The 26985-nt window shown below is 71.8% G+C and carries 18 protein-coding genes, 2 tRNA genes and 1 riboswitch; of the genes, 11 read left to right on the top strand and 9 right to left on the bottom strand.

All coding sequences use genetic code 11. The features are described from left to right. The first annotated feature begins 56 nt into the window (after positions 1-56). Positions 57-129: transfer RNA gene (locus tag ACGFX9_RS34525), tRNA-Lys, on the top strand. A gap of 63 nt (positions 130-192) precedes the next feature. Here ACGFX9_RS34525 and ACGFX9_RS34530 read toward each other — a convergent pair. Next, entirely contained in the window at positions 193-945 is a 753-nt protein-coding gene (locus ACGFX9_RS34530) for a TetR/AcrR family transcriptional regulator (protein WP_393482450.1), read from the bottom strand. Between the two features lie 180 nt (positions 946-1125). Between ACGFX9_RS34530 and ACGFX9_RS34535 the strand changes: the two genes are divergently transcribed. The 5 genes from ACGFX9_RS34535 (at position 1126) to ACGFX9_RS34555 (ending at position 6515) form a co-directional block, all read left to right on the top strand. Next, positions 1126-2340, top strand: a complete 1215-nt coding sequence (locus ACGFX9_RS34535) for an alginate lyase family protein (protein ID WP_393482453.1) — start codon at positions 1126-1128, stop codon at positions 2338-2340. Positions 2341-2452: 112 nt separating this feature from the next. Next, positions 2453-2526 (top strand) — tRNA-Met (locus ACGFX9_RS34540). Positions 2527-2774: 248 nt separating this feature from the next. Further along, positions 2775-3902 (top strand): PP2C family protein-serine/threonine phosphatase, encoded by a 1128-nt coding sequence (locus ACGFX9_RS34545; RefSeq protein ID WP_393482456.1) that lies wholly within the window; start codon positions 2775-2777, stop codon positions 3900-3902. 292 nt (positions 3903-4194) lie between these two features. Continuing rightward, a riboswitch (cyclic di-AMP (ydaO/yuaA leader) is annotated at positions 4195-4342 on the top strand. Positions 4343-4353: 11 nt separating this feature from the next. After that, positions 4354-5439, top strand: a complete 1086-nt coding sequence (locus ACGFX9_RS34550) for a M23 family metallopeptidase (RefSeq protein WP_393482459.1) — start codon at positions 4354-4356, stop codon at positions 5437-5439. A 131-nt stretch (positions 5440-5570) separates the two neighbouring features. Continuing rightward, entirely contained in the window at positions 5571-6515 is a 945-nt protein-coding gene (locus tag ACGFX9_RS34555; protein WP_393482462.1) for an aldo/keto reductase, read from the top strand. On the opposite strand, the gene ACGFX9_RS34560 is transcribed toward ACGFX9_RS34555, so the two are convergent. The 4 genes from ACGFX9_RS34560 to ACGFX9_RS34575 all read right to left on the bottom strand — a co-directional run bounded on the left by ACGFX9_RS34560 (position 6512) and on the right by ACGFX9_RS34575 (position 11781). Next, positions 6512-7906: a PrsW family intramembrane metalloprotease gene (locus ACGFX9_RS34560; RefSeq protein WP_393482465.1), complete on the bottom strand. Its 1395-nt coding sequence runs from the start codon at positions 7904-7906 to the stop codon at positions 6512-6514. The two genes, ACGFX9_RS34555 and ACGFX9_RS34560, sit on opposite strands and share 4 nt — an antisense overlap. 67 nt (positions 7907-7973) lie before the next feature. Continuing rightward, on the bottom strand, positions 7974-8819 hold the full coding sequence (trmB, locus tag ACGFX9_RS34565) for a tRNA (guanosine(46)-N7)-methyltransferase TrmB (RefSeq protein WP_393482467.1): 846 nt from the start codon (positions 8817-8819) through the stop codon (positions 7974-7976). A gap of 167 nt (positions 8820-8986) precedes the next feature. Then, the gene (gene lhgO / locus ACGFX9_RS34570; protein ID WP_393482470.1) at positions 8987-10189 is read right to left on the bottom strand and encodes an L-2-hydroxyglutarate oxidase; all 1203 of its coding nucleotides are present in this window, start codon (positions 10187-10189) and stop codon (positions 8987-8989) included. A 143-nt stretch (positions 10190-10332) separates the two neighbouring features. Further along, the gene (locus tag ACGFX9_RS34575; RefSeq protein ID WP_393482472.1) at positions 10333-11781 is read right to left on the bottom strand and encodes an MFS transporter; all 1449 of its coding nucleotides are present in this window, start codon (positions 11779-11781) and stop codon (positions 10333-10335) included. Positions 11782-12503: 722 nt separating this feature from the next. Here ACGFX9_RS34575 and ACGFX9_RS34580 point away from each other — a divergent pair. Together ACGFX9_RS34580 and ACGFX9_RS34585 are read left to right on the top strand one after the other, a co-directional pair. After that, entirely contained in the window at positions 12504-14591 is a 2088-nt protein-coding gene (locus ACGFX9_RS34580; RefSeq protein ID WP_393482475.1) for an asparagine synthase-related protein, read from the top strand. Positions 14592-14763: 172 nt separating this feature from the next. Further along, entirely contained in the window at positions 14764-18003 is a 3240-nt protein-coding gene (locus tag ACGFX9_RS34585; RefSeq protein ID WP_393482478.1) for a BTAD domain-containing putative transcriptional regulator, read from the top strand. A gap of 62 nt (positions 18004-18065) precedes the next feature. On the opposite strand, the gene ACGFX9_RS34590 is transcribed toward ACGFX9_RS34585, so the two are convergent. Together ACGFX9_RS34590 and ACGFX9_RS34595 are read right to left on the bottom strand one after the other, a co-directional pair. After that, positions 18066-19991, bottom strand: coding sequence for a sigma-70 family RNA polymerase sigma factor (locus ACGFX9_RS34590; protein ID WP_393482481.1), 1926 nt, complete (start codon positions 19989-19991; stop codon positions 18066-18068). Positions 19992-20201: 210 nt separating this feature from the next. Continuing rightward, positions 20202-20975, bottom strand: a complete 774-nt coding sequence (locus tag ACGFX9_RS34595; RefSeq protein WP_393482484.1) for a TetR/AcrR family transcriptional regulator — start codon at positions 20973-20975, stop codon at positions 20202-20204. Between the two features lie 374 nt (positions 20976-21349). On the opposite strand from ACGFX9_RS34595, the gene ACGFX9_RS34600 reads away from it, so the two are divergent. Continuing rightward, positions 21350-22708: an NAD(P)/FAD-dependent oxidoreductase gene (locus ACGFX9_RS34600; protein ID WP_393482487.1), complete on the top strand. Its 1359-nt coding sequence runs from the start codon at positions 21350-21352 to the stop codon at positions 22706-22708. A 142-nt stretch (positions 22709-22850) separates the two neighbouring features. Next, on the top strand, positions 22851-24521 hold the full coding sequence (locus ACGFX9_RS34605; protein WP_393482490.1) for a SpoIIE family protein phosphatase: 1671 nt from the start codon (positions 22851-22853) through the stop codon (positions 24519-24521). Positions 24522-24525: 4 nt separating this feature from the next. Here the strand turns inward: ACGFX9_RS34605 and ACGFX9_RS34610 are convergent, their stop codons facing one another. Next, entirely contained in the window at positions 24526-25812 is a 1287-nt protein-coding gene (locus ACGFX9_RS34610; RefSeq protein WP_393482493.1) for an MDR family MFS transporter, read from the bottom strand. Positions 25813-25934: 122 nt separating this feature from the next. Here ACGFX9_RS34610 and ACGFX9_RS34615 point away from each other — a divergent pair, with 122 nt between their 5' ends. Further along, positions 25935-26483 carry a MarR family winged helix-turn-helix transcriptional regulator gene (locus ACGFX9_RS34615; protein WP_393482496.1) on the top strand — a complete coding sequence of 183 codons (549 nt, stop codon included), beginning with the start codon at positions 25935-25937 and terminating at the stop codon, positions 26481-26483. A gap of 201 nt (positions 26484-26684) precedes the next feature. Here the strand turns inward: ACGFX9_RS34615 and ACGFX9_RS34620 are convergent. Beyond that, positions 26685-26985 (bottom strand): hypothetical protein (locus tag ACGFX9_RS34620; RefSeq protein WP_393482498.1); only part of this gene is annotated, 301 nt, incomplete at its 5' end.

The raw sequence follows: 26985 nt of genomic DNA on the forward strand, positions 1-26985 counted from the left end.
AATACCCGATCGGATGGCGGACCCTGTCCGGCTATGCTCGGGGGGTGCATCGGCGCGGACCGTTAGCTCAATTGGCAGAGCAGTGGACTTTTAATCCATTGGTTGTGGGTTCGAGTCCCACACGGTCTACCGAGAAGGCCCAGGTCGGGGGGTTCCCCGGACTGGGCCTTCGGTGCTTTTCGGGGGGCTTCTTCAGCCGCCGGCGGGCGACCCGTCGTTTCGGTGGGTCTCCAGGCCGTCGAGGATTCGGGCCAGGCCGTAAGTGAAGTTGTCCTCGCGGGTCTGCGATGCCTGGCTCTCGCGTTGTGCCGCGTACAGGGTGCGCAGGCGCGGGTAGGCCTCCACGGACTTCTCGACCGCGGGCCGCAGTTGGTCCACCCACTCCTGCTCGCTCCTGCCGCTGCGGGCGAGCGAGGTGAGCCAGGCGGCCTCCGCGGTCGTCATGCCGATGACGTACGAGAAAAGCGTCGTCACCGCGCGGTCCGCCTCTTCGAGGGTGAAGCCGCCGGCCTCCAGCATTCCGAGCATGCCGTCCGAGAGCCGCATCATGTTCGGGCCGAGATAGGCCACGCCCACCTCGCCGAGCACCGAGACGATCCAGGGGTGCGCGAGGATCGTCGAGCGGATGGTGTGCGCGCAGGCGACCGTGGCCGCGCGCCAGTCCGCGGGGTCCGTCGGCTCCGGGACGCGCATCTCGCCGTAGACCGCGTCCACGACCAGCTCGATCAGCTCGTCCTTGTTGGCCACGTGCGTGTAGAGCGAGGTGGCGCCCGCGTTCAGGCGGGTGCCGAGCTTGCGCATGCTGAGGGCGTCGATTCCCTCCGCGTCGAGCAGCTGGACGGCCTCGGAGACGATCTGCGCGCGGCTCAGCGACGGCTGCTCCCGTCGGCGGCGCTCGGGGCGGGTCCATACCGACAGGACCTGCTTCTCGTCTGCGGCGGGCATCGGCGGCCTCCGGGTAAGAAAGAACTCTGGGTGCGGGTTGGCATTCTAGGCGCCTCTGCGCACAGTGTGCGACCTTGCGTACGGTGTTCGTTCCCTCGCCCGAACGGCCCCGCCGCACCTGCGCCCCCACGGCCCCTGAGTGACGCTGAGCCTGCCAGATGGGCGATCCGGAGGTGCAGCATGGGTTCCGTACGACGGGCTCTCGTGATGGTGCTCGTGCCGTTGCTCGCCGGGGTCTCGGCGGCCTGCGGCGGATCGTCGGGGAGCGGCACCGACGGGGTGACCCAGCGGGCGCGGCCTGCCGAGCGGGCCTTCGAGCACCCCGGAGTGCTCGTCAGCAAGGCGCAGTTGGACCGCGTACGCACGCACGTCGAGGCGCGCGAGCAGCCCTGGCTGTCGGCGTTCGAACAGATGCGGGACAGCAAGTACGGGGCTGCCGACTACCAGGCCAAGCCGTACGCCGTCGTCGAGTGCCCGCCCGGCAACCACCCAGGCCGGGGCTGCGTCGAAGAGCGCGAGGACGCCATCGCCGCGTACACCCAGGCCCTGCTCTGGAACATCACCGGCGACCGCGCGCACGCCCAGAAGGCCGTGCAGATCATGGACGCCTGGTCGGGCGTGATCACCCGGCACACGGAGGCCAACGCGGGCCTGCAGACGGCCTGGGCCGCCTCCTCATGGGCGCGCGCGGCCGAAGCCGTCCGCTACACCTACGACGGCTGGAGCGACGGCGAACTCCTGCGCTTCGAGCGGATGCTGCGCACCGCCTACCTGCCCCAGGTCCTGGAGGGCTCCGTCGAGTCCAACGGGAACTGGGACCTGGTGATGGCCGACGCGACGATGGGGATGGCGGTCTTCCTCGACGACCACGAGTCCTTCGAGAAGGCGGTGACGCACTTCAGGACCCGCGTGCCCGCCTACTTCTATCTGGAGTCCGACGGAGCGCTGCCCGTCTCGCCCGCGGGCAGCGGCATCGACACCGAGGCACAGCTCCAGAAGTTCTGGTTCGGGCAGAAGACCTTCGCCGACGGGCTCTCGCAGGAGACCTGCCGGAACTTCAAGCACGCCAGCTACTCCCTCGCCGCCACCGCGCACATCGCCGAGACCGCCTGGCACCAGGGCGTCGACCTGTACGGCGAGGTCAAGGACCGGCTGCGGGCCGCGTTCGAGTTCCACGCCAAGTACCAGCTCGGCGCCAAGGCCCCGGGCTGGCTGTGCGGCGGCAAGGTGCAGCGCGACATGGGGCCCGACACCGAGGTCGGCCTCAACCATCTGCGGGACCGGCTGAAGATGGAGCTGCCGGAGACGGAGAAGCTCACACGGGGGCAGCGGCCCGAGGGGACGGACGATCTGTTCGTGGCCTGGGAGACGCTGACGCACGCCGGGAATGGGTGAGGGGCGTACGCCGGAATGTGTGAGGGCCCCTTGAGCTGCGGGGTCCGTTCGGTCGTGGTTCCGGGCCGGTTCGCTTTCACTCCCCCTGATGGCGTAGAGTTGCATTCAACGGCGCGGGGTGGAGCAGCTCGGTAGCTCGCTGGGCTCATAACCCAGAGGTCGCAGGTTCAAATCCTGTCCCCGCTACTGAAGACCGAAGGCCCGGATCCAAAAATGGATCCGGGCCTTCGGTGTTTTCCGCGTCCGCCCCCGCCGCGGCCAACCCGCCCGGCTAACCCGGTCGGCTCACACCGGTCGCCCCGCGCCGCCGCTCCGGGAAACCTGGATGAGCGTGGTCCGGATCTGGTCCTGACCGCGGATCCGGCAGGAGAAGAGCGGTGGGGCAGCGAGGAGGAAGCGGCGGGGGCGTCGGGCGCGGGAAGGGGGCGGAGGGCGTGCAGTCGGGCAAGGGGCTCGGTAAGAGCGTCACTCATGAGCGGGCCCTCGTGCGCGCTCTCCCTCTGCTGCTCATCGTCGCCGGAGTCGTGTACGACGTCTCGACCCCGCCCGCGTTCACCGCGGCGCCCCTCTTCACCGCCGCCCCGCTCATCGCCGCCCCCTTCTACTCGCTGCTCAGCACCGCCCTCATCGGCGTCGGCAGCAGCGTCGCCGTGCTCGCCCTGCACTTCAGGAGCGGCACCACCGCCGACGTCGAGAGCATCACCGAACTGCTGACCGTGGTGACCGTCGCCGTCCTGGCCACGCTCATCAACCGCGTCGTATGCCGCAGCGACGAACAGCTGGCCTCCGCGCGCAACATCGCCGCCGCCGCCCAGCGCGCCGTACTGCCGCAGCCGGACCCCCGGATCGGCGGACTGGATGTCGCGGCGCGGTACGAGGCGGCGGAGGCCGACGCGTTCATCGGGGGTGATCTGTACGTCGTGCAGGACACCCCGCACGGCGTACGCCTCATCGTCGGCGACGTACGCGGGAAGGGCATGGGCGCGGTGGCGGCCGTCGCCGTCGTCATCGGGGCGTTCCGTGAGGCGGCCGAGCAGGAGGCCACGCTGGAGGCGGTGGCGCAGCGGCTCGAACGGGCGCTCGCGCGGGAGGGGATGCGCAGGGACGGGCTCGACGCCTTCGAGGGGTTCACCACCGCCGTCCTCGCGGAGATCCCGCATGGCGACGGTGTCGTACGCATCGTGAACCGGGGGCACCCCGAGCCGCTGCTGCTGCGTGGCGACGGGCGGCTGTGTGTCCTGTCCGCGACGGAGCCCGCGCTGCCGCTCGGGATGGGCGACCTCGGGGCATGGCCGGACCGCGCGGACGAGACGGAGTTCCCGCCGGGAGCGATGCTGCTGATCTACACCGACGGGCTCTCCGAGGCGCGGGACATCCGGGGCGAGTTCTACGACCCGGCCGCAAGGCTCGGCGGCCGGATCTTCCCGGGGCCCGGCGGCCCGGACGCGCTCCTGGCCACGCTCACCGAGGAGGTGCGGCGGCACACCGGGGGCGGAACGACGGACGACATGGCGCTGCTCGCGGTGCGCAGGCCGCCGGGGGCGGATGACGCCACCGGATGACGCCGCCGGATGACGCGACGGATGAGCCGCCGGATGACGCGACCGGCGGCGAGGTCACGGGCCGTGACTGAAGGACACCACTCCGCATAACAACTGACGTACTGTCAAGGAGATGTGAAGCTCCGGTGTGTGAAGAAGTGGCGTCAACTCGCCCCGTTCCGCCCCTCGGTGTCCCCATAAGTACAGGCCAAAGTCGTTAACGATCAGTTGGAACAGCTTGGAATACGACCCCGCTGTCTATTAACGTTCGATAACGCAGCGCGGTCGTCCCAGCCGGCACTCGAGTCGGCTCCGTGCGCACGCGCCTAATCCCGCAAGGGAGCCGGGGAACCATCTACTTGGGGTGAATCGGGCATCTGCGCATCCGTGCCAGATGTTCGTAGGAGACCTTCCTGCTCCGAACCCGTCAGCTAACCCGGTAGGCGAGAAGGAAGGAAAGGAGTGCGCCCCAGTGGCGTCCAACCGCCCTGCCCCCCAAGGCGTTTACGTACAGAATGACGACGATTTCGGTGGGTACGAGGACCAGTCCTGGGAGGAATGGAACCCCACCGAGGAGTCCATCCGTCCCGTCCGCGGCAGGCATCGTGTCCACAAGAAGGGCGGCGGCGGGCTCGCCCGCAGCTCCACCGTCCTCGGCGTAGGCGTCATCGCCGCAGTCGGCGCGGGCGGCATCGCCACCGCGCAGGGCGGCAAGCCCCCCGTCTCCATCGAGATGCCGGACATGTCGGCCGTCACGGACTCGCTGCCGGAGGCCAAGTCGCTTCCCGGCGTGGGGTCTTTGATATCCGACGGCTCCGACGACTCCGCTTCCGCGGACAACGGCGTCACGACCGCCGCCGCGCCCCTCAGCGCCGCAGGACTCAGCACCGCGGACGCCGAGCAGGGCACCACGGACGCGGGCGAGGCACTGCGGGCCCGCATCATGGAGCAGGCCGAGAACCAGCAGGACCAGGCGGACGACGCGGTCCAGAAGGCGGCCGAAGAAGCCGCCGTCAAGCAGGCCGCGGAACAGGCCGCCGCCAAGCAGTCCGCGGCCGAGAAGAAGATCGCCGCCGACAAGGCTGCCGCGAAGAAGAAGGCCGAGGCGGAGGCCAAGCGCAAGGCGGAGGCGGAGCGCCTCGCCAAGCTCGCCAAGAGCTTCACCCTCCCCGTCGCCTCGTACACCCTCACCGGCACCTTCGGTCAGCCCGGCTCGATGTGGTCCTCCGGCTACCACACAGGCCTGGACTTCGCGGCGCCGACGGGTACGCCCATCAAGGCGATCCACTCCGCCACCGTCAAGGAGGCCGGCTGGGCGGGGGCGTACGGCTACCGCACGGTCCTCGAGCTCGACGACGGCACCGAGCTGTGGTTCTGCCACCAGTCCTCGATGAACGTCAGCGTCGGCCAGAAGGTCACCACCGGCGAGGTCATCGGCCGCGTCGGCGCGACCGGCAACGTCACCGGGGCACACCTCCACCTGGAGGTCCACCCGGGCGGCGACGCCACCGGGGTGGACCCGGCGGCGTGGCTGCGCGGCAAGGGCCAGTCGCTCTGAGGTAACCCAGAACCCCGGCGGTCCTGGCGACAACCCCCCGACGTCAGGGCTGCCGGTTCGGCGTGCCCGCCTCCTGCCGGACTCGCGGCGCCCTACGGAATGCCGCGGTCCGTATGGGCGTTGATGCCCTTATGACTTCTCTCCGCAAGCTTGGCTCGTCCGACCTCGAGGTCTTCCCGCTCTCCCTCGGCGGCAACGTCTTCGGCTGGACCGCCGACGAGGCGCAGTCCTTCGCCGTGCTCGACGCCTACACTGCCGCGGGCGGCAACTTCATCGACACCGCCGACGTCTACTCGGCCTGGGTGCCCGGCAACAAGGGCGGTGAGTCCGAGACCGTCATCGGCAATTGGCTCGTCTCGCGCGGCAGGCGCTCCGACGTCGTGCTCGCCACCAAGGTCGGCGCCCACCCCGACTACAAGGGCCTGACCGCCGGCACCATCAAGTCCGGCGTCGAGGAGTCGCTGCGCCGCCTGCGCACCGACTACATCGACCTCTACTACACGCACTACGACGACCCGACCGTCCCGGTCGAGGAGATCATCGGCGCCCTCGACGACCTGGTGACGTCCGGCAAGGTGCGCGCCATCGCCGCCTCCAACGTGACCCCCGAGCGGCTCCAGGAGTTCCTCGACTTCTCCGACCGGGAGGGCCTCGCGCGGTACGCGGCGCTCCAGCCGCACTACAACCTCGTCTCGCGCGACACCTACGAGGGCCCGCTCCAGGAGGTCGCCTCGCGCTCCGGCCTGGCCGCCGTCCCGTACTACGCGCTCGCCTCCGGCTTCCTGACCGGGAAGTACCGCCCGGGTACGCAGGTCGACAGCGCGCGGGCCGAAGGCGCCGGCAAGCACCTTCAGACCGAGCGGGGCCTGCGGGTGCTCGCCGCCCTCGACGTGATCGCCCAGGAGCGCGGCGCCGAGATCGCGACCGTCGCCCTCGCCTGGCTCGCGGCGCAGCCGACGGTGGCGGCGCCCATCGCCTCGGCCCGTACGGTCGAGCAGCTGCCCGCGCTGCTCGCGGTGGGGGAGCTGGAGCTGACGGAGTCCGAGGTTTCGGCGCTCACCGCGGCTTCCGCCTAGCCGCGGTAGGGGTTGTACGCGCTGTACGCGGGGTGGGGCGTCGCGGGTTGCGCGTACGGATATCCGTACGGGTGCTGCTGCTGCGGGTAGGGATGCTGCTGCGGGTAGGGCTGTTGATACGGCTGCTGGTACGCCCGTGGGTACCCGTACGGGGGCGGCACCGGTACGAGCACCGGTGCCGTGGCGCGCGCCGCGTACGCGAGGGCGGGCCGTGCCGCCTCGCGGCGCTCCCACAGTGCCTGCAGCAACTCCCGCTCCCGTACGACGAAGTCGGCCCCCGCCCGGCCCCTGCGCCCCCGGTGGCGCAGGAGCGCGAGGGACGTCGCGTACGTCTCGTACTGCGCGACCGTGCGCGCCGCCGCCTTGCCCTGCGTGTACGAGGCATAGTCGCGGGCCAGGGTGCGGGCGCGCATCGTGCCGAGCGCGTACGGCTCGGGGGCGGTGAGCCAGCCCGCCAGCGCGTACGCGGGCAGCTCGGCCCGCACGATGCGCAGGCCGCGCTGTCTGATCCAGATCACCAGCCAGGTGAGCAGGCCGAACGCGGGGAGCATGAAGACCGCGTACACGGCGAAGAAGCCGTACTCCCCGAAGCTCGCCGAGCCGTTCCACAGGGCGTGCATGCCCATCGCCAGGAGGAGACCGCCGAGGGGGAGGAGCGCCCGGCGCAGGTGCCGGCGGTCGGCGCTGAGCGCGGCGATGCCGAAGCCGATGCCGGTGAGCACGGTGAAGAGCGGGTGCGCGAAGGGCGACATCACGACGCGTACGAAGAAGGTCGCCGCCGTCACGGAGGCGAGCCCGGTCCCGCCGTTGAGCTGGTCGGTGCCGAAGGCGCTGCCGATGTAGAGGATGTTCTCGGTGAACGCGAAGCCGGTGGCGGTCACTCCGGCTATCACCACGCCGTCGACGATGCCGGTGAACTCGCGTCTGCGGAAGAGGAAGACGAGCAGCACGGCCGCCGCCTTCGCGCTCTCCTCGACGATCGGCGCTATGACGGTCGCGCCGAGGGTGTCGGCGCTGGTGGGGTCGGCGGTGGCGGTGGCTATCCAGCGGGTCGCGAAGCTGTTCGCGACGATCGCTATGAGCGCGGCGGCGCAGGCGCCCCAGGCGAAGGCGAAGAGCAGGTTCCGCCAGGGGCCGGGCTGGACGCGCTGCAGCCAGCGGAAGGCGGCCACCAGGAGCGGCACGGGCAGCGTCGCGAGGCCGAGCCCGACCAGGAAGCCCTCGGTGCCGGTCTGTTCCCGCACCAGGGCGAGGATCACCAGGCCCGACAGGGCGAGCAGGGTGACAAGGGCGGCGGCGCGTATCGCCCGCCGCTGCCACCAGCGCGGGTGCCGCAGCCCGGCGGGCCCGGCTGGGGGCATGGGGTGCGGGTACGGAGAACTGGTGGCCACGCGTTGACCCTAACGAGGGACGGGGTCCTGGCGCGACGGTGTCTCGGGCCGATTCAGGCCGTCTGTCCTAGTCCTCGTGGCCGGATGTACGACGGAACAGCAGGTCGTGGACCACGTGCCCCTTGTCCAGACCCTGGCCCTCGAAGCGGGTGAGGGGGCGGAAGGAGGGGCGGGGCGCGTAGCCGCCGTCGGCCTGGGTGTTCTCGAAGGCGGGGTGCGCGGTGAGCACTTCCAGCATCTGCTCGGCGTACGGCTCCCAGTCGGTCGCGCAGTGCAGCACGGCGCCGGGCTTGAGGCGCGGTGCGGCGAGGTCGAGGAAGTCGGGCTGGATGATGCGGCGCTTGTGGTGGCGGGCCTTGGGCCAGGGGTCGGGGAAGTAGACGCGCAGGCCGTCGAGGGAGGCGGGCGGGAGCATCTCGCGGAGCAGGATGACGGCGTCGCCGTTCGCGACGCGGATGTTCGTCAGGCTGTTCCGTTCGGCGAGACCGAGGAGGTTTCCCTGCCCCGGCGTGTGTACGTCGACGGCGAGGATGCCGGTGTCCGGGTCGTCGGCGGCCATCTGGGCGGTGGCCTCACCCATGCCGAACCCGATCTCCAGTACGACGGGAAGCGCGCTGCGTCCGCCGTGTTCGCCGTGTTCGCCGCGCTCGTCGTGCCCGTCGTGCTCGCCGCCGAAGAGTTCGGCGAGGTCCAGGGTGCGCTGCCCGTCGATGTCCAGGCCCCACTTGGGCCACAGCCGCTGCAGCGCGTCCGCCTGGCCCGCGGTGACGCGGCTCCTGCGGGGCTGGAAGCTGCGGATTCGCCGCTCGAAGTGTGAGCCGGCGGGGTCGGGGGCTGGGCCGTGGGGGAAACGGGGTTCGCCCTTGGGGCGGGGGGCTTGGGGGCGCTGGGGGGTGGCGGCTGACTCAGACACAGTGCGGCGATTTTATCTTCCCCGCCCCCCGGCTCTGTCTTTCCCGCCCCCGGCTTCATCTTCCCCGCCCCCCCTGGCTCTGCTTTCCCGCCCCGGCGGAATCCGTTCGGCCCGTCCGGCGCTTGAGCCCGCAGGACCGCCCCTACAGAGCCCCGCAGGGGCCGCCGCTACAGCACCGCGAGCACCCGCCGAGCCACTTCCCTCCCGATCGGCAGCGAAGCCGTCGCCGCAGGTGAAGGCGCGTTCAGTACGTGCACCGCCCGCACCCCCTCCTGGATCAGGAAGTCATCGGCCAAGGACCCGTCCCGCAGGACCGCCTGCGCCCGCACCCCCGCAGCCGCCGGTACAAGGTCATCCGAGGTCACCGCGGGCAGCAGCCTCCGCACCGCCGAGGTGAACGCCCCCTTCGAAAGGGAGCGCCGAAGCTCCCCCGCCCCATACCGCCAGTGCTGCCGGGCCATCCGCCACGACCCCGGCCACCCCAGCGTCCCGGCGACCTCGCCAGGCCGCACCACACCCCATCCGTACCCCTCACGGGCAAGCGCCGGCACCGCGTTGGGCCCCACATGGACCCCGCCCCCGATGCCGCGCGTCAGATGCACCCCGAGGAAGGGGAACGCCGGATCCGGCACCGGATAGACCAGGCCCCGCACCAGCTCGGGCCGCACCAGGTCGAAGTACTCCCCACGGAAGGGCACGATCCGCATGCCGGGGTCGTCACCGGCCAGCATCGCCACCCGGTCGCACTGCAACCCCGCGCAGTTGACAAGGACCTTCCCCCGCACCACCGAGCCGTCCGCCATGCGCGCGGCCACTCCGAGCGAGGGGCGCCGGTCGATGCGGACGACCTCCGCGCCGTACCGCACGTCGGCGCCCGAGGCGTTCGCGAGGCGGCCCGCCACCGCGCCGTAGTCACAGATCCCCGTCGTGCCGACCTGGATCGCGGCGAGACCCCGCACCTCCGGTTCGTACTCGGCGATCTGCGCGGGGCCCAGCTCCCGCACCGGGATGCCGTTCTCCCGGCCGCGCTGCACGAGCGCGTGCAGGCGGGGCAGCTCGTCCCGCTCCGTGGCGACGATCAGCTTGCCGGTGACCTCGTGGGGTATGTCGTACTCCGCGCAGAACTTGATCATCTCGGCGGCGCCGCGCACCGCGTACCGCGCCTTCAGTGAACCCGGGCGGTAGTAGATCCCGCTGTGGATCACCCCGCTGTTGCGTCCCGTCTGGTGCCGGGCGGGGCCCTGCTCCTTCTCCAGGACGGTGACCCGCGTGCCCGGAGCGGCCCGCGTGAGGGCATACGCCGTCGACAGACCGACGATCCCGCCGCCGATCACCAGAACATCGCAGTCGTACGTCACGGCCCGGACCATCCCGCATCACCTCCCACCCCGATAGTGCACTGCGCCACTGACAACGCCCCCAAACCCCGCGAGGGCCGCGGGGTTACAGGGTGCGTAACTGCTGTTGCCGATCCGGCGCCGCGTGGGGGACTGATGACGGGCATCCCGCTGGACTACGCGGGAGCGACCAGCAGCGGACGGGCCCGTTCGCGCAGCTCCACCACCCGCGGCTCGTCCCCGTAGGGCTCCAGGCGGTGCAGCAGGTCCTTCACGTACTCCGTCGTCCGTGCGGAGGAGATGCGTCCGGCGACCTCCAGGGCGCGCGTGCCCTGCTCGCACGCCGCGTCGAGGTTGCCCGACTCCAGTTCGGCGACCGCCGACACCACGAGCCGTAAGCCGTGCGAGCGCACGAACTCCTCCGTGGGCCGCGAGAGCGCCTGCTCCGTGAAGCGGCGCACCTGGCGGGGCGCCTTCAGGTCGCGGTAGCACTCGGCGGCGTCGGCCGCGAAGCGGTCGTATCCGTAGAAACCGAGCCACGACGGGTCGTTGTCCCCGTCCCTGGCCCGCTCGAGCCATCCCTCGGCGGCCCGCAGCGCCGCTCCGGCCGCCTGCGCGTCATTGGCGCGTGCGTGCGCGCGTGCCTCGACGAGGCAGAAGAAGCTCATCGTGCGCGCGGTGGCCAGACCGCGGTTGCGCTCCAGGGCGGCCTGCGCGAGGTCGACGCCCTCGTCGCCGAAGCCGCGGTAGGTCGCCTGGAGGGACATGGAGGCCAGGACGTACCCACCGAGGGGGACGTCCGCCGCGGCGCGGGCCAGGCGCAGGGCCTGGATGTAGTAGCGCTGGGCGGCCTCCTGCTGGCCGGTGTCGAAGGCCATCCAGCCGGCGAGGCGCGTCAGCTCGGCCGACGCCCCGAAGAGTGAACGGCCCACCTCGTCCGAGTACGAGCCGAGCAGCAGGGGAGCCGCCTCGACGCGCAGGCACTCCGGGACCATCGACGAACGCCAGTCCCCGCCGCCGTACTTGGAGTCCCAGCGCCGGGCGTCCTCGGCGGCCTCGCGCAGTTTCACCACGTCGCTGTGGCCGACCTTCATCGGCTGTCCGCTGTCATCGGAGTGACCCACTTCGCGGGGCACGTCCAAGGTGACGTCGCGGGCGACCGAACTGTCGGCCGGGGTTATCAGCCAGCGTGAGGCAGGTGTCGCGTAGGCGCTCACCGCGAAGGAGCCGGCCAGGGACTGCCAGATGCCGCCGCTGCCGGCGCGCCTGCCCGCGAGGTCCAGGCGGTAGAGCTCGGTCGCCGACTTCACCGCGGCGCCCACGTCGCGCGGGAAGGCGAGACCCACCTCAGGCGCGGGATCGGCGTCCGCGAGCCCGATCTCGTGCAGCGGGACGGGGCGGCCGAGCTTCTGCCCGATGGCGGCGGCGATGAGGTGCGGGGCGGCGCCCTGCGGCACCATGCCCTTGGACACCCACCGGGCCACCGATGTCTTGTCGTATCGAAGCGTCAACCCGCGTTGGGCGCCGAGGTCGTTGACCCGGCGCGCGAGTCCCGCATTGCTGATTCCCGCGAGGGCGAGAACGGTGCCGAGTTTCTCGTTCGGCCCGCGTTGCTCCCTGGACATGCGCCACCCCTCGACACAGACGGCTGCCGTGCAGTGGCTTGACCGCGCGGCATTCGTGCTGCGTTCCCCCAGGGGCAGCGGCGTCCGCGACTACGACCGCCGTGGCCTGGAACCTCGGCCGCAAGAGCATTTGGCCGAGCCCCCAGGAATATGCCTCCGCGAAAACATCAGCACACACAGCGTAGTTCGCCGAATCCCAAGCGTTAAGAGGCGCAGTTCCGGATGGCGAGATTGTTGCCGGTAGGGAAGCGCGTGGGGGCAGGGGCGTGCTCCGGGTGTGTGGCCGTGCGCCCACGTGTGCGCTCTTCACCGGCCATAAGGGGAGCGCTTCCATGGATGGTGCGTGGGTCGGCCCGCTGCGCTGGAGTCAGTGGGCTGGGGGACACCGCCGCCTCAATCCCCGCGGGCGGCGGACCGGTCCGGGGGGCGAACACCGCCTCCCGGACTGTGTGTTGCCGCTGACCGTTCCCGCACGCATGTGCCATCCGCTGATTTGGCCGAAAATCGACCCGGCGCAGACCGGGTGAATGCGCCCCCGCGCTAGGAGAAGGGCATGGTTGCGCCCTTCAAGTACCGCTCCCCCGGGGCGCAAGTACCGCTCCCCCGGGGCACATTAACGGGAGCGTGAGCACCACCGTAGCCACTCCCGCGCGCCTCCTTCGTGGCAGCATGGGACCCCAGTTCTTCGAGGCACTGGGTGTCCACAGCATGTGGAGGCAACGATGCGGTGGTTGGTGGGGTGGAGCAGCACTGCCGCGAAGCCTTCGGTGGTGGGCTCGGCCGGGGCCACCGGTGAGAACGGCGAGACCCTCCACCCCGTGGGCTCCCAACTCCTGTGGGGCGACCCGGATCCGCTGTGGGCGGTGGGTGACTGGCGTGCCGACGAGGTGCGCACGGTGCAGGCCGACGAGCAGACGCGCATCGCGGTCCTCGGCACCTGCGGGGCGAGCGACGAGCAGCTCAGGGTCGGCCTCTTCGCGGCCCGCGGCGGCGCCCTGCGGCACCTGACCGCCTGGTCCGGCAGCTATACGGCGGTTGTCCAGGTCGGGCGCCGCCTCATGATCGCCGGAGACCTCGCGGGCGCGCGCCCCGTCTTCTACACCCCGTGGGCCGACGGCACGGCCTACGCGACGGCCGCGCTGCCCCTGGCCGACCTCATCGAGGCCCACCTGGACATCGGCCACCTCGCGGCGCTGCTCGCCGCGCCCGACGTGCCGGAGGCGCTGCAGGACTCGACGCCCTACCAGGGCGTGCGGCGCGTACCACCGGGGCACGCGCTGATCCTGCGCGCGGGCGCACGGGAGATCGCCGGGTACGAACAGGTGGCGTCCCTCGCCGTCGCCGCGCCGGCGGCCGACGCGACCAGCGCGGTGGACGGCGTCCGTGACGCCCTCGTAGAGGCGGTACGCACACGCCTCGGCGCCCCACGCCACGTCCCCGGAGCGGACATCGACCCGGGCCCCGTCCCCGGCATGGGCCCGGCCGAGCGCCGCGCGGCCCGGGGGATGCCGGTGCCGGGCATCGGCGCCGACCTCTCCGGAGGGCCCGCGTCCGGCACTCTCGCGCTGCTCGCGGCCGGCCTCCCCGGGATGCCCGGCACGGTCCTCGGCCACGGCACGGGCGCGGGGGAGCGGCTCCTGGCCGTCACCTTCAACGACCTCGCGGTCAACGGCCGTGAGGCCGAGCTGGAGCGGGCCGGCGCCATCGCCGCCAACCCGCGCCTGCACCACGTGGTGGTCGCGGCCGGCGAAGAGGCCCTGCCCTACGCCGACCTGGACGGCCCTCTGACGGACGAACCGAGCGCCACCCTCGTCACGGCCCAGCGCCACCGCGCGCGGCTCTCCTCGGGCAGCGCGGACCACTTCACGGGGTACGGCGCACGGCAGGTGCTCGACGCGCACCCGGCCCGCCTCGCCGATCTCCTGATGGACCGCAGACGGCGCCATCTGGTGCGCCCCGTCGCGGCGTTGGCGAAGGCGGACGGCTCGGTCATGGTCCCCGCGCGCGTGTACGGCGCCGCGCGCAAGCTCGCCCGGATGTCCTACCGCGCGGGCGTCGACTCACTCGCCGACCGCCTACTCCAGCGCCGCTTCGACGAGCCGGGCGGTGCCGTGGGGGCGTCGCTCGCCGCCCTCGCGTGGGCCAGACCTGGCCCCGCGGCGCGCTGGCTGACGGGCGAGGCCCTCGCTGAAGTATCGGTTCGCCTCCAGGACACGACCGGGCGCCCCGGCGCAGGGCCCGGCCAGCGCCCGGGGGAGTTCCGCGCCCGCGCCGCACTCGCCCGGCACGCGGCCGACCTGCGCATCCTGGAGCAGGCCGCCGAGGTCCGCTTCCAGCGCCTGCACGCGCCCTTCCTGGACAACCAGGTGGTCCGGGCCTGCCGCGCGCTCCCCGTCGACCTGCGCGTCCAGCCGGGGGCCCGCGCCGCGATCCTGCGTACGGTCCTGGAAGGCGCCGGAGTGGCCGAACTGCCGTCCGGCTGGGGTGCGCCCTCCCACGCCTCGTCCGCGGCAGCCGCCCGGACGGGCCTGCGGGTGGCGGTGGAGGACCTGCTGGCCCTCTTCGAAACGCCTCTCCTCGCCCAGGCGGGCCTGGTGGAGGCCCGGGTGGTCCGCAAGGCGCTGCGCGCGGCGGCGGAGGGCGAGCCGCTGCCGCTGGACGGCCTGGCCGACCTGGTCTCCACGGAGCTGTGGCTCCGCCGCCTGCTCTCCCGCCGGGGCACCTGCTGGACCGGGACTCCTGCCCGCCAGCGAGCGGTCCCTACGGGGAGTGTGGTTCCGCAGCGGGGGGCGTTGGGGGCGGGGCGCTGACTTTCCGGAGGGCGACGACTTTCCGGAGGGCGACGACTTCTGGCGGGCTTCGGCGGGTTTCGGGGGGCTTCGGCGGGCTTCGGCGGGCGGAGTCCATGGTTCCGGGAGGCGGCAGGGCCGAGGAAAGGAAAACCCTCGCGCCCGGACCCGGCCCACCGGCGAGAATGACCCCGTGCGGTACAGAATTCTGGGCGCCACGGAGGCGTACGACGACGAAGGGGCGCCCCTGCCCGTAGGCGGGCGCCGCCTGCGCTCGCTGCTGGCCGCCCTCGCGCTGAACCCGGGCCGCACCGTCCTCACGGAAACCCTCATCGCCGAGGTATGGGCGTCGGACGAGCCCCCGGCGGACGCCCCCGCCGCCCTCCAGGCCCTGATCGGCCGCCTCCGCCGAGCCCTCGGCAAGGACGCCGTCACCTCGGCCCCGGGCGGCTACTCCCTCGACGCCACCCCCGAAGACATCGATCTGCACCGCTTCGAACGCCTCGTACGCGAGGGCAAGGCCGCCCTGACCCGCCACGACCCCGCGGCAGCCACCCGCACCCTGCGCGAAGCGCTCACCCTCTGGCGCGGCCCCGCCCTGGCCGACCTGCCCGACCGCAGCGCGGCGGCCCGCCCCGAAGCGCTGCTCGCCGAGGCCACACGCGTGCGGGTCGAGGCGGACCTGCTGCTGGGCCACGCATCCGACGTCGTACCGGAACTGAGGGAGCTCACCGCCGCCCAGCCGTACGACGAGGCGCTGCACGCCCTGCTGATCCGCGCCCTGCGTGACGCGGGGCGCGGCGCCGAAGCCCTCGCCGCGTACGAGACCGCGCGCCGCACGCTCGCCGAGGCCCTCGGGACGGATCCAGGGCCGGAACTGCGAGCGCTGTACGCGGAGTTGCTCGATCCGGAGGCGGGCGTGGCGGGCGTGGCGGACACGCCGGCCACCGCCGCGCCGCCGGGGCGACCGTCCAGAGCGGACAGGCCCGAGCGCACGGGCAACCTCCGCCCCCGCCTGACCTCTTTCGTCGGCAGGGAACCCGAACTCGCCGCGATCCGTTCAGACATACAACGAGCACGCCTGGTCACCCTCACCGGACCCGGCGGCTCCGGCAAGACCCGCCTCGCCGAGGAAGCCGCCGCCGGGCATCCACAGGCATGGCTGGCCGAGCTCGCCCCGCTCGACCATCCGGAGGCGGTGCCAGGCGCTGTCGTCAGCGCGCTCGGTCTGCGCGAGACCGTGCTGATGACCAGCGAGCTTTCGGTGCCGCAGGACGATCCGGCCGCCCTGCTCATCGAGTACTGCGCCCCGCGCAGGCTGCTCCTGCTCCTTGACAACTGCGAGCATGTCATCGGCGCCGCCGCCGACCTCGCCCATACACTCCTCACGCACTGCCCGGACCTCACCGTCGTCGCCACGAGCCGCGAACCCCTGGGCGTGCCCGGCGAGTTCGTCCGCCCCGTCGAGCCGCTCCCGCCCGACCCGGCACACCGTCTGTTCAGCGAGCGGGCCACGGCGGTGCGCCCCGACTTCGACCCCGACTTCGACCCCGCCGCCGTCGCCGAGATCTGCCGCCGCCTCGACGGCCTGCCCCTCGCCATCGAGCTGGCGGCGGCCCGGCTGCGCCTGCTCACCCCGCGGCAGATCGCCGACCGCCTCGACGACCGCTTCCGCCTCCTCACCAGCGGCAGCCGCACGGTCCTGCCCCGCCAGCAGACCCTGCGCGCCGTCGTCGACTGGTCCTGGGAGCTGCTCGACGAACCCGAGCGGACGGTCCTGCGCGAGGTGTCCCTCTTCGCGGGCGGCTGGGACCTCGCGGCGGCCGAGGCGGTCTGCACCGGCCCCGCCGCCGACCTCATCGGCGCCCTCGTGGACAAGTCCCTGCTCATCGCCGAACCCACGGCCAGGGGCGGCATGCGCTACCGCATGCTGGAGACCATCCACGAGTACGCGACCGAGCGGGCCGAGGAGCGGCCCGAGCTCCGCACGGCCGCGGCCCGCCGCCACACCGCGTACTTCCGCGCGCTGGTCGAACAGGCCGAACCCCTGCTCCGCTCGGGCGAGCAACTCCCCTGGATCCAGCGCCTGGAGACCGAGCTGGACAACATCCGCGCGGCCCTGCAGCGCACCATCGAGTCCCGCGCGGAGGACGACGCCCTGGCGATGGTCCTGGGCATGGGCTGGTTCTGGTGGCTTCGGAACTACCGCAGGGAGGCCATGGAATGGGTGGCCCGCCTCCTGGGCACCGCCCCGCCGATGCCGCCCACTGACGGGGTTCCCGACGCCCCCGAGGGCCCCCTCCGCTGGTCCTGGATGAGCCTGCACCTGCTGCACATCTTCCTGGAGGTGGACTCCAGGCCGTCGGACGCGATGAGCGGGGAGGGCTATCGCGCGTACGTCGCGCAGGTGCGGGACGCCTTCGCGCGGTCGGTGCCGGCGGCGGCCCGCTTCCCCGGAATCATCTGGCCGTTCACCACCTTCTTCCTCGACGGCCCCGATGCCGCGAGGCCCGCCATGGACGAGGTGGTCGCCAACTGCCGCAGGTACGGCGGGGATTGGGAGGTCGGCGTCAGCCTGATGTTCCGTACGCATCTGGCCGTCGACGCCCCGGGCAACCTCTCCGGAGTCGACGAGGACCTCGCCGAACTGCGCGTGCTGAGCGGGCGCGCGGGCGACCGCTGGATGCGCGCCCAGGTGTCCAGCGCGGCGGGCGAGGCCGCGATGGCGCGCAGCCGGCACGACGAGGCGCGCGTGGAGTACGACGAGGCGCTGCGCCTCGCCTACGAGGTGGGTGCCTACGCCGAGACGCCGTTCCTGCTCGTCCGGCTCGCCGAGATCTCCTACCGCGAGGGCGACCGTGCGGTGGCGGCGAAGATCCTGCACGAGGCGGGGATCGAGGCCGACCGCTATGGGGTGGCGGACTCCCGCGCGTTCATGCGGCTGCTGCAGACGCTGATGGCGCTTGACGACGGGGATACCGTCCAGGCCCGTGTCCTGTACGAGGCGGCCCGCACCGATGCCGCGCGGGGCACACCGCCCCCGCAGTTCGGCGCGGCCCTGAGGGGCGTGGAGTCCAGGATCGTGGCCGCCGAGTCCGGGCCCCTGGAGGCGCTTCCGCTGCTCGCCGAAGGCCTGCGGGAGGCCTTGGACCACCGGTGCGCGGAGGTGATCATCGCGGGCCTCGTGGACGGCGGGGCCGTTCTCACGAGCAGGATCGGCGATCATCCGCGCGCCGCTCGCCTGCTCGCCTTCGGCACCCGGCTGCGGAGCGGCCATCCACGCCCGATGCCGGAGCGGGCCGAGGCAGCGGCGACCGAGACCGCGGCGCTGGCCGCCCTTGGCCCCCACCGGTACGAGGCCGAGCGCGCGGCAGGCGCCGAATTCACCGCCGACCAGGCACTCGCCGAGCTGAGCCGAACGGCCCCGGACTGACCTGAGCCGATCTGAGCCGACCTGAGAGGCCCCGCCCCGGCCTACGTACAGCGATCAGCAATCTACGTACAGCGGAAGCGCGACTGCGCCCAGTCCGCGAGCGCGACCGAGTCGAACGGCGAGTGCGGCTCGACGGCCAGGCGGATCGTCTTGCGCCCGGTCAGGTTCACCTGCACCGGCACCGCCGGGTCCCCGCCCTCCATCAGCGGCGACTGCCACAGGCGTGCCCCGTCCCCGAACACCGAGAACCGCACCTTGCCGAGGCCCATCGTCATGTCGTCGACACCCACGACCGCGTCGTACGACGAGCACGCGCGGTTCAGGTCGATGGTGACGGAGGACTGGCCGTGCACCGTCACGCCGTGTCCGTACTGCCGGTCCGCGATGGACAGGCCGTCGCGCTGCCAGACCCAGCTGCTCTCGCCGAGCCGCATCTCGGGCTTGGTGCCGTCACCGACCACGCCGTACTGCAGCTCGCTCCACTGGTAGACGGTCGGGGCGGGCGGCGGAGGAGGCGGAGGCGGTGGCTTGGGCTTCGGCTTGGGAGGCGTGGGAGTCGGCTTCGGCTTCGGCTTCGGCTCGGGCGGCGGCTTGGGCTTCGGAGTGGGCGTCGGGGTCGGCTTCGGCTTGGGAGCGGGCTTCGGAGGGTCCGGCTTCGGCTCGGCGGCCTGCGGTGGCTTGGGCCCCGGCTTCGGGGGCGGCGGCTTGCTCGGGACGACGGGCTCCACTGCCGCCGGCTTCTCGGCGCTCGGCAGGTCCTTGGGCTTGTCCCCGCCCCCGGCGGTGAGGGCGATCGCAGCCGCGGCCGCGGCGACGACCACGGCCGCGGCGATACCGGCCTTCGCGGGGGCGCCCAGGCCCTCGGAGGCGGCCGCACCGCCCGCCGCTCCACCGGACGCGCCGCCGCTCGCCGCTGCCGCTCCCGCCGCACCGGCGCCCGCGGCACCCGCCGCGCCACCGCCGACGAGCGCGGCCACCTTCGCGTACCCGGCGGCACCGAACCAGCCGATGACCGCGATCGGCACGACCCCGGGAATGCCGCTCGCGACTTCCTTGATCTGGCCCGCGGCCAGCCGGCACTTGGCGCACTCCTCCAGGTGCTTGCGAAGGCCGCGCTCGGCCCGCGTACGCAGGCTGCCGCGCGCGTAGGCGCCGAGGCGGTCCGCGTAGCGCGCGCACTCCTCGTTCTCGGTGAGGGTGGTGCTCACATGGGCCTGGAGGTACGCCTCCTTCAGGCCTTCGCGCGCCCGCTTGGCCAGGACCCGCGTCCCGTTGGCGTCAAGGCCGAAGAGCGTGGCGACGTCGCTCGGGGACTCGTCCTCGATCTCCGTGTGCCACAGCACCGCCTGCCAGCGCTCCGGAAGGCTCCGGAACGCCTGCATGGCCATGGACTGCTCGGCCACCTGCATCGCGCGCACGTCCGCGCCCAGGTCCAGCGTGTCGTCGTCGGAGACCTCGGAACTGCGCGCGGCCTGCGCCGCGAACACCGCGAAGTCCTCGACCAGTTGCTCCCGCTTCGCGGACTTCGTCCACCCGGCGGCGACGCGGCGCACCGTGGTGAGCAGATACGCGCGCACCGCGTGCTCGGGCCCGCTGCCGCCCCGGACCGCCTGCAGCATCCGCGCGAAGACCTCGGCCGTGAGGTCGTCGGCGGTGTGCGCGTCCCGGCAGCACGTGCGTGCGTACCGGCGGACCGCTTCGGCGTGCCTTCGGTACAGCTCCTCGTACGCGGTGTCGTCGCCCGCCCGCATCCGGGTGATCAGATCGCTGTCGGACGGCGGACCGTCACCGGGCGCCGAAGCCCCGCCGCGGACGCCTTCCCGCTGCTGCGGAACGCTGGGATCCGCACCGTCCGGGCTGCCGCCGACACCACCGCCGACACCGCCGTCGGCCCCCGGCCCACCCTGGCTCGGCACCTGCCGAGAGGGCAGCCCGCCGGCCTCCTCGCCGAAGGCGGGGGACGACTCGTCCCGCCCGTCACCACTCATCGCGGAAAGCCCCCGCCTGCACACTCAGACCCGAACACCGGAAAAGAGTGTCATACGGTCGTGCCGCGCCGGACAGTGATGACGGTCAACCACCCTTCCGTGGAGACTTCCCGCAAACGAGCACTACTTTTCACTCATTCGGGGAAGGCTCAACTGCCATGTGTTTACGGCCAGTTGAGCCCACCGGGCGACGAGCCGCCTCATGCCACGTCACACCGTGGGGCGCGAGCGCAGCCCCTCCAGCAGGATGTCGAGCAGCCGCGAGGAAGCCGCCGCCTGCTGCGCCGCGTCCGGCAGCGAGGGCGCCGCCGTGGCTATCACCAGGAGCACGTCCGACACCGTCACGTCCGGGCGCAGCTCGCCCGCCGCACGCGCCCGGTCCACCAGGCGCCCGACGACTTCGAGGAGCGCCACCGCCCCCGGATCGTCCGCCGCCGACTCCTCGGCAGGGCTCGGGCGCTGCTCGACGAGCCGCAGCTCGGGACCGGTCGAAGCCGCCTGCCGCTGCTGCGGCACACGCGCCTCGTCGTCCCGCGAGCCCGCGATTTCGTCGGCCACGCCCACCCGCAGCACCTGCGGCGGCAGAAGCCGCCCCGCGCCCGACGCGACGGAGGTCCGCAGGAAGCGCGAGAGCGCCGACCATGGCTCGTCCTCCTGCCCGAGCGCCGAACGTGCCTGGTCGGTCAGCCGGGAGGTCTCCTCCTCGGCTATGCGCCGCACCAGCACGTCCTTGCTCGGGAACCGGCGGTAGACCGTGCCCACCCCGACCCGGGCGCGGCGCGCCACGTCTTCCATCGGCGCGCCGTAACCCAGCTCGCCGAATACCTCGCGCGCCGCGCGAAGGACATGCTCGAGATTGCGCTGTGCGTCCACACGCAGCGGCGTCGAACGCGGTCCGTCCCCCATGTCGCGTCCGTTCCCGCTGGTGGCGACGGCTGATGCCGACGCCGTGCCAGAAGTCCAGTGAGAGTCCTGAATATGCATACGCGTTCCCCCGGTAATGACGTCTCCCCCCGGAGACACTCCCCGTCATTGACACCCGGAGTGTGAGGATTGTGCACCGACCCCGGGTCCGGAATCCGGACCCGACGAGCGCATCCCCCGACACCCCGACGACTCACGAACATAGTTGAGGCAGAGTCAATTCAGAAGGGGTGGGTTCCGCACGGTGCGCCCCCCGATCGGAGTACGCACCGTTTCTGACCCGATTGCACCCCCTGACTTCCCCCCTATTTCACCAGCTGACCTGCGCGTCTTTCCCGCGCCGGCCCCGAACACGGGCGGCGCGTCGCCGACCGCCGACGGTCACACAAATTGCTGAGCCTGTGGACAAACGCCAGAGCTGGGTGCGTCATGGGATGGTGAAGGAACCTGTGCGCATTCTCGTTGTGGGCGGCGGCTACGTCGGCATGTACACCGCGCTGCGCCTCCAGCGGCAGCTCAAACCGGAGCTGAAGCGGGGCGAAGCGGAGATCGTGGTGGTGACGCCCGACCCGTATATGACCTATCAGCCGTTCCTGCCCGAAGCGGCGGCCGGCTCCATCTCGCCGCGGCACGTGGTGGTCCCGCTCCGCCGCGTCCTGGACAGATGCCGGATCGTCATCGGCGAGGTCAAGGCGGTCGACCACGCCAAGCGCACGGCGTCCTTCACCACGCTCGCCACCGAGGACGAGGGCACGGGCGCCGTCGACATCACGTACGACGAACTCGTCCTGGCCCCCGGCTCCATCTCGCGCACCCTGCCCGTCCCGGGGCTGGCCGAGCACGGCGTCGGCTTCAAGACCGTCGAAGAGGCCATCGGCCTGCGCAACCACGTCATCGAACAGATGGACATCGCCTCCTCGACGCGCGACCCGGCGATCCGTGACGCCGCCCTGACCTTCGTCTTCGTAGGCGGCGGTTACGCGGGCGTCGAGGCGCTCGGCGAGCTGGAGGACATGGCCCGCTACGCCTCGCGGTACTACCACAACGTCAAGGCCGAGGACATGAAGTGGATCCTCGTCGAGGCCTCCGGGCGGATCCTCCCCGAGGTCGGCGAGGAGATGGGCAAGTACACGGTCCGTGAGCTGCGGCGCCGCAACATCGACGTACGCCTGGAGACCCGCCTCGACACCTGCGAGGACCGCGTCGCCGTCCTGAGTGACGGCTCGCGCTTCCCCACCCGCACGCTTGTGTGGACCGCCGGCGTCAAACCGCATCCGGTGCTCGCCGCGACGGACCTTCCGCTCAACGAACGCGGTCGCCTCGACTGCACCGCCCAGCTGACCGTGAACGGCGCCACGCACGCGTGGGGCGCGGGGGACGCCGCCGCCGTCCCCGATGTCACCGCGGACGAGCCCGGCAAGGAGTGCGCCCCCAACGCTCAGCACGCGGTGCGCCAGGCCAGGACACTCGGCGACAACATCGCCGCCTCCCTGCGCGGGCAGCCCCTCAAGGAGTACACGCACAAGTACGTGGGCTCGGTCGCCTCCCTGGGGCTGCACAAAGGCGTCGCCCATGTCTACGGACGGAAGCTGAAGGGCTACCCTGCCTGGTTCATGCACCGCGTCTACCACCTGAGCCGGGTGCCCACCGTCAACCGCAAGTCCCGGGTGCTCGCCGAATGGACCCTGTCAGGCCTGTTCAAACGCGAGATCGTCTCCCTGGGCTCGCTCGAACATCCGCGTGCGGAGTTCGAACTCGCGGCCGGTGGCAGAGGCCCGAAGGAGTCCTCCTGACCGGAGGCAGGAACTCCCCGCGTGACACCGGCGTCTGACGGATGTCAGTCCGGTCGGCCAGACTGTTCGTGTGACCATGGGCGGGCCAGGACCGCCGGAATTCCCCGCCCGATCCAGAAGCGACATCACGAGGCCTACCGCAGTGAACTTCACGCGCTGGAGCGCCCGGCTCCCCGGAACGCAGCGCCGCGCCGCAGCGCGGACCGACCTGGGGATCTCCCCGCCACAGCGAGCAGAGAGCGCCGTCCCCGCCGCCCGCGCCGAAGGGAGCCAGGACGGCTCCACCGCCCTCACCCCCGCCGCCGGTGTCGACGAACTGCCGACCCGTGAGGTGCTCGACCGCATTCCGGCCCTCGTCGCCCTGGTGCACGGTCCCGAGCACCGGCTCGCGTACGTCAACGACGCGTACGCCACCGCGTTCGGCGAACGCCCCGTGGGCGAACCCGCAGGCGAGGCGCTGCCGGAGCTGGACGAGCTGGGCCTGCTGCCGCTCCTCGACCAGGTCCTGCGCAGCTCGAAGCCGCGTACGGTCAAGTCCCGCAAGGCGGCGAGCGGCCGTTCGTACACGTTCACCTGCACCCCCGTGACGCTGCCCGTGAGCGGCTCCGCCGGGCACAAGGAAGAGGGCGTCCTCGTCTTCGCCGCCGACGTCACCGACCACGCGGAGGCCGCCGAGCGCCTGCGGGCCAGCGAGCGCACCCAGCGCGAGACGGCCGTCACCCTGCAACGCTCGCTCCTGCCCCAGGAGTTGGAACAGCCCGACGACCTGCGCATCGCCGCCACGTATCAGCCGGGCGGCACGGAGGCAGCGGTCGGCGGCGACTGGTACGACGTGATCACCCTCGGCGGCGGCCGTACGGCCCTGGTCATCGGCGACGTCATGGGCCGCGGGGTCCGCGCCGCGGCGGTCATGGGCCAGCTCCGCACGGCCGTGCGCGCCTACGCCCGCCTCGACCTGCCCCCGCACGAGGTCCTCCAGCTCCTGGACGGCCTCGCAGCCGAGATCGACGCCACCCAGATCGCGACGATGGTCTACGCGGTGCACGACCCGAACGAGGGCAGCCTCCTGTACGCCTCCGCAGGGCACCTGCCGATCCTCGTACGCGACGAGAGCGGCACGATCCACCGCGCGGAGGAGCCCACGGGCCCGCCCCTTGGCACCGGTGGCTGGCTGCACACCTCGGGCTCGGTCCCGCTCGGCCCAGGATCGACCGCCGTCCTCTACACGGACGGCCTGGTGGAGCGGCGCAGCGAGGACATCGACGAAGGCGTCGCCTCCCTGGAGCGCGCCCTCGCGGGCGCCACCGGCACACCCCAGGTGGTCTGCGACCGCCTGATCCGCGCGCTGGGAGTGACCGCCGACCACGACGACGACGTGGCGGTCCTGGTCCTCCAGCACCCCGCGCGCACCGGCCTCGACGCCGAGCTGTTCCGCAACGCCGCCCTGGAGCTGCTCGGTGGTGTGGAAGCGGCTCCACGCGCGCGTGCCTTCGCCACCGGAGTCCTCGCCAGCTGGCGCTTCGCGCCGGAACTGCACGACCTGGGGGTGCTCGCCGCCAGCGAGCTGGTCGCGAACTCCCTCCAGCACGGCACCCCGCCGATGCGCCTGCGCCTGCGCCGCACGGACCGCCGGCTGATCATCGAGGTCACCGACGGCGACGACCACCTGCCCCGGCGCCGCCGCGCCGAGCCCGCGGACGAGGCGGGCCGAGGCATCGCCATCGTCGCCACGATCGCCTCGAACTGGGGCTCACGGCGCACACCGGGCGGCGGCAAGGCGGTCTGGTGCGAATTCGCACTCCCGCGCGCGTAGTGCCCTAGGAGTTGGCGGGCAGTGGCTCCACGGGCTCCGGGGTGCCCTGAGCGACCACCCGGCTCTTGGCCACGTACGGCTGGTTCTGCAGCGGAGTGAGCTGGCGTCCCAGTCGTACGGCGAGCACCGTGATGCCGAGCGAGAACAGCAGGAACGTCACGATGTACGGCCCGTGCAGCGCGGCCCCCATCGGACCGCCCACCGCGGGGCCGACCGCGAGAGCCAGCTGCTTCACCAGGGCGAAGGCCGAGTTGTACTGACCGACCATCCCGGCCGGAGCCAGATCGGCGACCAGCGGGGCGACGGTCGGCGACAGCATCGCCTCACCGAGCCCGAAGAGGGCGTACGTGGAGATGAACGCGGCGGTCGCCATGGCCTGGCTGCCGTGTCCGAGCCCCGCGTACCCGGCCGCGATCCACGCGACGGCCCAGATCAGACCGACGGCGGCGATCACCCGGGACCGCTTGCGCCGCTCGACGAACTTCAGGACGGCGAACTGCGCGATGACGATCACGGCCGTGTTGGCGGCGAGCGCGATGCCCAGCGTCGACGGCGAGATCCCGGCCGCCTCCACGCCGTACGCGGAGAGACCCGACTCGAACTGTCCGTAGCAGGCGAAGAAGAGCACGAAGCCGAGCACACACAGCTGCACCATCGCCTTGTGCCGAAGCAGCGCCCGCAGACCGCCCCGCGGCGCGGACCCGTCCTTGGGCATGGCGTCCTGAATGGAGGGCGCGTGCGGAAGGCGCACGGAGATGACGATCGCGGCGAGCACCAGGAACATCACGGCCTCGACGGAGAACAGCGTCGTGAAGCTGCCCGGGTCGTGCTCGTCGACGATCTGGCCGCCGATGAGTCCACCGATGCCGAGGCCCAGGTTCTGCAGGAAGAACTGCGTGGCGAAGGCGCGCGTACGCGTGGTGGGCGTCGAGCACCAGACGATCATCGTCGCGAGCGCCGGCTGCATCACCGCGGTGCCCGCGCCGAGCAGGGCCGCCGAGACGATCGCCGTCGGCTCACTGTTCGCGAAGCCCAGGGCGAGGGCACCCACCGCGGCGGTCAGCGCGGCTCCCATGAGTACGGGGAGCGGGCCGCGGCGGTCGATCACACGCCCGGTGACGGGCAGGACGATCAGCGCGGCCATGGCGAACGCGGCGAGCACGATGCCCGCCGTACTGGCCCCCAGATCCCGCACCTGTGCCACGTAGACATAGAGGAACGGAACCGTGAACCCGACGCCGAACGCGCTCAGCGCGCTGCCGACCTGGATACGACGCATCGCTGCGCCCATCGCCCTGGTCACTTTCACCTGCCTTAGGAGTTAGGCGTGAAGACTTCGAAGCTAAAGTTAGAAGCTAAACAATACACACAGAAGGACTTCAACGCCAAGTGAGGGCGTGCCATACTGCGGCCATGGGTGACACTCCCGGCCCCAGTGAGCCGACTCTCGAAGAGCAGATCGCCGCCTACCAGCGGGAGTTCCAGGATCTCGACCCCCAGGTCGAGGAGATCGTCTCGGCCCTCGGCCGCCTCAACCGGCGGATGAGCGTCGCCTACGGGCGGCAGACCGCGACCCTCGGCATCAGCAACGCCGAGTGGGAGGTCCTCAAGGCCCTCGTCCTCTCCGGCGCCCCGTACCAAATGGGCCCCGGCGAGCTCGCCAAGGGACTCGGCCTCACGCCGGCGGCCATGACCCACCGCATCGACCGCATGGTGGCGGAGGGTCTGGTGACCCGGGACCGCGACGAGTCCAACCGCGTACGGGTGATCGTCGAGCTCACCGCGGAGGGACGCGAGAAGTGGCTGGAGGCGATGCGGCTGGCCACGGTGTTCGAGGAGGACCTCCTCCAGGACCTGTCGCAGGAGGAGCGGGGTGCGCTGGGCGAGGTACTGACCCGCCTTCTACGCCGGGTGGAACACGCCCAGCCGGACGCGGGCGGACGCCTCACCGACCTGGATTGAGCGCGCCACCACCGCGTTTGACAGTCACCCGGCCGATCCGTAGAGTTCTTCGGGTTGCCACGGAGCCGTAACGGTTCTGCGACAGCACCTCCCGCCGCTGAAACGCGGCAAAACAAACTCTGCACGACATCCCAACGGGAACGATTTCGGCATGCCCGAATTCAATTCCAAGACTCGATTATGAGTCGCAGGGAAGACCCGCTAGAGTTTGAGACGTCGGAACGGCCCAACAGCCGGGAAGACAAAGGCCCGCTGACTGGGAATCAGGCCCGAAAGGATCTGATAGAGTCGGAACCGCCGGAAAGGGAAACGCGAAAGCCGAAAGGCAGGAGCGGGAACCGGAAAGGCGCCGAGGAAATCGGACACGAAAGAGTCTGATAGAGTCGGAAACGCAAGAACAGCAAGATAAAAGAAACACCGAAGGGAAGCGCCCGGAGGAAAGCCCGAGAGGGTGAGTACAAAGGAAGCGTCCGTTCCTTGAGAACTCAACAGCGTGCCAAAA

The organism is Streptomyces sp. NPDC048436 (assembly GCF_043200355.1).
GTDB lineage: Bacteria > Actinomycetota > Actinomycetes > Streptomycetales > Streptomycetaceae > Streptomyces.

Bases quoted from the DNA above. Each gene is read 5' to 3' on its own strand.
- ACGFX9_RS34530 (WP_393482450.1), bottom strand. From the start codon at position 945: ATGCCCGCCGCAGACGAGAAGCAGGTCCTGTCGGTATGGACCCGCCCC.
- ACGFX9_RS34535 (WP_393482453.1), top strand. From the start codon at position 1,126: ATGGGTTCCGTACGACGGGCTCTCGTGATGGTGCTCGTGCCGTTGCTC.
- ACGFX9_RS34555 (WP_393482462.1), top strand. From the start codon at position 5,571: ATGACTTCTCTCCGCAAGCTTGGCTCGTCCGACCTCGAGGTCTTCCCG.
- lhgO (WP_393482470.1), bottom strand. From the start codon at position 10,189: ATGGTCCGGGCCGTGACGTACGACTGCGATGTTCTGGTGATCGGCGGC.
- ACGFX9_RS34575 (WP_393482472.1), bottom strand. From the start codon at position 11,781: ATGTCCAGGGAGCAACGCGGGCCGAACGAGAAACTCGGCACCGTTCTC.
- ACGFX9_RS34580 (WP_393482475.1), top strand. From the start codon at position 12,504: ATGCGGTGGTTGGTGGGGTGGAGCAGCACTGCCGCGAAGCCTTCGGTG.
- ACGFX9_RS34590 (WP_393482481.1), bottom strand. From the start codon at position 19,991: ATGAGTGGTGACGGGCGGGACGAGTCGTCCCCCGCCTTCGGCGAGGAG.
- ACGFX9_RS34595 (WP_393482484.1), bottom strand. From the start codon at position 20,975: ATGCATATTCAGGACTCTCACTGGACTTCTGGCACGGCGTCGGCATCA.
- ACGFX9_RS34600 (WP_393482487.1), top strand. From the start codon at position 21,350: ATGGTGAAGGAACCTGTGCGCATTCTCGTTGTGGGCGGCGGCTACGTC.
- ACGFX9_RS34610 (WP_393482493.1), bottom strand. From the start codon at position 25,812: ATGGGCGCAGCGATGCGTCGTATCCAGGTCGGCAGCGCGCTGAGCGCG.
- ACGFX9_RS34615 (WP_393482496.1), top strand. From the start codon at position 25,935: ATGGGTGACACTCCCGGCCCCAGTGAGCCGACTCTCGAAGAGCAGATC.